The following is a 5018-nucleotide window of genomic DNA, read 5'->3' on the forward strand; positions in this document are numbered from 1 at the left end:
ATTAACACAATAAATTATGGATTGGCAACTCGTAAACTTTATTTTTGATTATTATTCAACCCTTGATTCGCATTCAAGCTTTATCTATCCTGCGATGTCACGTTGGGCAAATGAATATTATAATCAAACAGGTGTTAAAATTAATTACCAACCAATTGGTTCAGGTGGCGGGCAGCGCCAGATTTTTGCAGGTACTGTTAATTTTGCAGCATCAGATCAACCATTGAGTAATGCAGAACTTAGTAAGTACAATTTATTACAATTCCCTGCAATTGTTGGCGGTATTGTGCCGGTGATTAATGTTCAGGGCATTAAGACGAATGAACTTGTCTTAAGTGGTAAAGTATTAGCAGATATTTATTTAGGTAAAATCCAGTATTGGAATGATCCAGCGATTGCTGCGTTAAATCCAAAGCTTAAGTTACCACATAGTGCGATTATCACGGTACATCGCGCCGATGGCTCAGGGACAACTTATAACTTTACGCAATACTTAGCATCCGTTAACCCTGTATGGCAGAAACAAGTTGGTGTTGATACCTCAGTGCAATGGCCGGTAGGTATTGGTGCTAAAGGCAACCAAGGCGTTGCAGCACAAGTGCAACAAGTGGATGATAGTATCGGCTATGTTGAGTATGCCTATGCCAAAACCGCGAATATCCCAACCGTTAAACTGATTAATCAAAGTGGTCAAACAGTGACTGCTGATTTAAATAGTTTTGCAAGTGCTGCAAAATATGCATCATGGCAGGCAAAGGATAATTACAATTTACTCTTGGTAAATCAACCGGGTAATAACAGTTGGCCAATTGTTGCCACGACCTTTGTTTTATTACCTGAGAAAGCAAAGCAAGGCATCAACCAAGATATTAAGCAATTCTTTACGTTTGCTTATTCTGAGCAAGGTGACAAGATTGCTCAAAAACTTGATTATGTTGGTATTCCACAAAATGTTGTTGCAGACATTAAAGTTTATTGGGATAAAGTCTAAACACTTAATGATGTTCTTTACGGTTATGCAGATTCCAGCATAACGCCAATAGTATTGTAGCGATAACGCTAGCTGAAATTAAAAAGATAAATACTTCATCCCAGCCATAATAAGTGGCAATGATACCGATAACTGCTTGTGCACCAACAGTCCCTAGGAAATAACCAAAAAGACCAGTAAATCCTGCGGCGGTGCCAGCAGCTTTTTTAGGTACTAAATCAAGCGCTAAAATTCCAATTAATGCAACAGGCCCATAGATGAGTACGCCCATTAAAGATAGTGATAACAACAATATCCATGGGGTGTCACTCTGCCAATAAACGAATAAGACAGCAATAAATAACACCATGCAAATAACACTCATGGGTGCTCTGCGTCCATTGAACACTTTGTCAGTTAACCAACCAATTAAAATTGTCCCTGGAATGGCAGGCAGCTCAAATAGTGCAAAGCCAAGAAGCCCCGTGGTTTTTGACATGTGTTTTACTTGCACCAAGTAGTAGGTTGACCAACTAAGTAAGCCATATCGTGAGCAATAAACAAAAGCATTTGCTATGGCAATGGTCCAAATCCATGGATTGTTTAGAACATATTTAAAGAAAATATCCTTGGCTGAGAGCTCTTTTTCACGATTGGCTTTAGTTTTGTCACAAGATTCAGGCGGGTAATCATGGCTGTAGTCTTCGATAGCTGGTAAGCCTACGGATTGTGGTGTGTCGGCGCCAAAGATAATAATCAAAATCGCAACCAGAATGCATAGGATTCCAGCTAGATAAAATAAACCATGCCAGTTGTCTTTAAAAAGCAATATTCCCAATGGAACGACGCCAATAGCTAAAACTCCGGCACCGACATTATGTGCTGTATTCCATATCCCCATTTTGGTGCCGCGTTCTTTATCACTAAACCAATGAGTCATGATTCTAGCGCAAGGCGGCCATCCCATACCTTGTACCCAACCATTGATAAACATAATGACAAACATCACCGTGACCCCAGCGCTTAAGCAAGAAGGCAAGAGTAGATTCAATATGCCAGATATGAATAAGCCCGTGGCAAGAAAGATCTTGGCATTGCTGCGATCAGAAATATTTCCCATCAAAAATTTACTTAAACCATAAGCGACACCTAAAGCCGCACCAATTAAGCCCAGTTGGTCAGCTGTTAAGGTGGTAATGTATTGCTTTGAGACATCAAAACTACTACGTCCAAAATAATACGTAAAATAACCAATATAGGCGACTAAAAACATTCGTAAACGCCATTGTGGGTAAAGTTTTTTAACTTGTTGTGCTGGTAAAAGGGCAATAGCCTTTGCCGGTTGGAAGAGTTTGCGTAACATACAGTGTGCTTGTGTTTTTTGAATTGGCATAGTGTAAGACCTTCAAAGTTAAACGTAAAATCAAATTTTGGAAATTTACAACATGAGCGTAATGGGGCTTGAAATTCATAAATGGGTTTATAAAATAAAGACCGTTAACTATATGAAGTTTTTAAAGCCTTAGGAGGGTTTATGTCGGTATATCAGGATTTTGACAGTTTATTAGCGTATTTAGATGCGCGCATTGTTGGTCAGCGCGCTTTGACAAAGCGCCTTCTAATCGCCTTATTATCATCAGGGCACCTACTGGTTGAGGGCGCACCTGGTCTTGCTAAAACCACGGCAATCAAAACATTAGCTGAATGTATTGAATGTTCATATCACCGTATTCAATTCACCCCTGATTTGTTACCTGCGGATTTAACAGGAACTGAGATTTATATTCCTGAGCGTCAAAGCTTTGAGTTTCAAACGGGGCCCTTGTTTCATAACTTATTACTGGCTGATGAGATCAATCGCGCCCCTGCCAAAGTGCAATCTGCACTATTAGAGGCGATGGGTGAGAAGCAAATTACCATTGGTAAACAAACCTATCCATTGCCTGATTTATTCTTAGTGATGGCAACACAGAATCCGATTGAGCAAGAGGGGACTTATCCTTTACCTGAAGCACAATTAGATCGCTTTATGCTGCATGTCAAAATCGGCTATCCAGATGCGGCAATGGAGAAAGAGATTTTAGCATTAAACCGTGGCAATCGTTCAGTGAACTTGCAAAAACCACCGCTAATAACACAAAATCAAATATTTACAGCGCAACAACAAGTGTTAGATCTGCATGTGTCTAGTGCCGTTGAGGCGTATATGATTCAATTGGTATTAGCCACACGCGATGCCGCGAAATACGATGAAGATTTAGCTAAGTGGATTCGTTTTGGGGCAAGTCCACGTGGTACGATTGCGCTTGAGCGCGCGGCACGTGCGCATGCTTGGCTTAATGCACAAGACTATGTATCACCACATGATGTGCATGCGGTGATTCACGAGGTATTACGGCATAGAATATTGCTAAGCTTTGAAGCTGAAGTTGATAATATTACCAGTGATGATGTGATTGATGCACTTTTAAAAGCCGTGCCGATTCCATAAGTGGAAGAGGGGAAACGCTGATGAATTCAAAAAACACAAGTGATCAACAAGGTATAACGGCAAATATTAATGAATTATTGAGTTTGCGTTTTCAGGCACAAAATATTCAATTTTTTAATAGTCAACGTGTTAATACCAATCAGGTCGGTCAACATGTCTCACGCGCCAGAGGGCGAGGAATGGACTTTGAAGAGGTCCGACATTATCAACCAGGTGATGATATTCGTTTAATGCATTGGCCGCTAACCGCGCGTCTTGGTAAACCTTACACCAAGGTATATAAAGAAGAGCGAGAACGTGCGATTTATTTTATTGTTGATCAAACTGCATCGATGCAATTTGGAACACGTGTGTGTTTCAAAAGTGTACTCGCGGCTAAGGTATGTGCATTATTAGGTTGGGCAGCACTGAATCATCATGAACAAGTCGGTGGTGTGGTATTTTCAGATGAAGGGTTATATCAGTTAACACCAGCACGTAGTCGCACGCATTTATTGAAGTTTTTCAAATGCCTGAGTGACCCAGAAAATATGCTAAGACCATCAAATAGCAACTCAATGGCAATGACACTGAAGAATCTATCAAAAACACTTAAAAGTGGTAGTGTTGTGATTGTGATCAGTGACTTTGTACATTTTGATGATGAAGCTGAACAGTATTTGAAATTAATTAATCGCAAGAGTGAGATTATCCAAGTATTTACTTATGATCCATTAGAAGCGAGTTTACCTGATAGAGGGCAATACTGCTTTAGTGATGGGCAGTTGCATTTCTTAGAGCTAAATGCTGCGGATAAAGACGTGCATAAGCGCTATGCTGAGCCATTTAATCAGCGCCTAGATAGGATCAAAGCACTATCAAGTAAACACAATATGCAATTTGTCGCATTAGCAACGAATGATGATGTGGTAAAAACCTTAAATCATGGAGTGATGCGCTATGACTACTGATGTATTAGCAGGACTAAAAGACATTCATCTTCCGCCTGCGGTATCGATTTGGCCGTTGGCAGTGGGTTGGTATATTGTGGCCGTTGTTGCCTTAGTTGTGATTGCGCTGATGATATGGTTCTTAGCCGAAAGGATTAAAGCATATCGCCACAAGCAAGCAATAATAAAGATGTTTGATAAAACAACACAAGTTGCTCAGTCAGAAAAACCACAGGCGTTGATATCAGAGATTTCTATTTTTTTAAAGCGAGTTATTATGCAAGAGCTTAAAGTTGATAATGCACATCTATACTTCGGTGAGGATTGGTTGAAGTTCCTAGATCAACAGCTTAAAACAGATGATTTTAGTAAAGGTGATGGGCGTGTGTTATTAGATAGTTATACATCAAAAGAAGTCAGTATTGATGAGCAACAAGCACTGATTAGATTAACGAAAAAATGGTTAAGGAAAGTGTTATGATGACCATCGCTTATCCTTGGATTTTTATTTTACTCTTATTACCCATTATCTTGCGTTTTGTGTTACCAAGATTAAAATGTGAATCAAGGTTTAAATTATGCACAGTATTTTTGTGCCAGCAACTCAAATGCTGCACATAGCCTTCCA

The 5018-nt window shown here is 39.8% G+C and carries 5 protein-coding genes; 4 read left to right on the top strand and 1 reads right to left on the bottom strand.

Translation table 11 applies throughout. The features are described from left to right. Positions 1–16 precede the first annotated feature (16 nt). Positions 17–991 (top strand): phosphate ABC transporter substrate-binding protein PstS, encoded by a 975-nt coding sequence (pstS, locus tag ACY10D_RS07945; RefSeq protein WP_487000219.1) that lies wholly within the window; start codon positions 17–19, stop codon positions 989–991. 4 nt (positions 992–995) lie between these two features. Here the strand turns inward: pstS and ACY10D_RS07950 are convergent, their stop codons facing one another. Further along, positions 996–2363 carry an MFS transporter gene (locus tag ACY10D_RS07950; RefSeq protein ID WP_487000220.1) on the bottom strand — a complete coding sequence of 456 codons (1368 nt, stop codon included), beginning with the start codon at positions 2361–2363 and terminating at the stop codon, positions 996–998. A 141-nt stretch (positions 2364–2504) separates the two neighbouring features. Between ACY10D_RS07950 and ACY10D_RS07955 the strand changes: the two genes are divergently transcribed. Genes ACY10D_RS07955 through ACY10D_RS07965 form a run of 3 tightly spaced genes read left to right on the top strand, consistent with a single transcriptional unit; the run spans position 2505 to position 4871 of the window. After that, positions 2505–3461 carry an AAA family ATPase gene (locus tag ACY10D_RS07955; RefSeq protein ID WP_487000221.1) on the top strand — a complete coding sequence of 319 codons (957 nt, stop codon included), beginning with the start codon at positions 2505–2507 and terminating at the stop codon, positions 3459–3461. Positions 3462–3481: 20 nt separating this feature from the next. Continuing rightward, entirely contained in the window at positions 3482–4411 is a 930-nt protein-coding gene (locus tag ACY10D_RS07960) for a DUF58 domain-containing protein (RefSeq protein WP_487000222.1), read from the top strand. Next, complete coding sequence (locus ACY10D_RS07965; protein WP_487000223.1) at positions 4401–4871, top strand: DUF4381 domain-containing protein; 471 nt, start codon at positions 4401–4403, stop codon at positions 4869–4871. Before ACY10D_RS07960 ends, ACY10D_RS07965 begins: the two co-directional genes overlap by 11 nt. The last annotated feature ends 147 nt before the right edge of the window (positions 4872–5018 follow it).

The organism is Cysteiniphilum sp. (assembly GCF_057495195.1).

Coding starts and splice junctions, on each gene's coding strand:
- pstS (WP_487000219.1), top strand. CDS start 17: ATGGATTGGCAACTCGTAAACTTTATTTTTGATTATTATTCAACCCTT.
- ACY10D_RS07950 (WP_487000220.1), bottom strand. CDS start 2,363: ATGCCAATTCAAAAAACACAAGCACACTGTATGTTACGCAAACTCTTC.
- ACY10D_RS07955 (WP_487000221.1), top strand. CDS start 2,505: ATGTCGGTATATCAGGATTTTGACAGTTTATTAGCGTATTTAGATGCG.
- ACY10D_RS07960 (WP_487000222.1), top strand. CDS start 3,482: ATGAATTCAAAAAACACAAGTGATCAACAAGGTATAACGGCAAATATT.
- ACY10D_RS07965 (WP_487000223.1), top strand. CDS start 4,401: ATGACTACTGATGTATTAGCAGGACTAAAAGACATTCATCTTCCGCCT.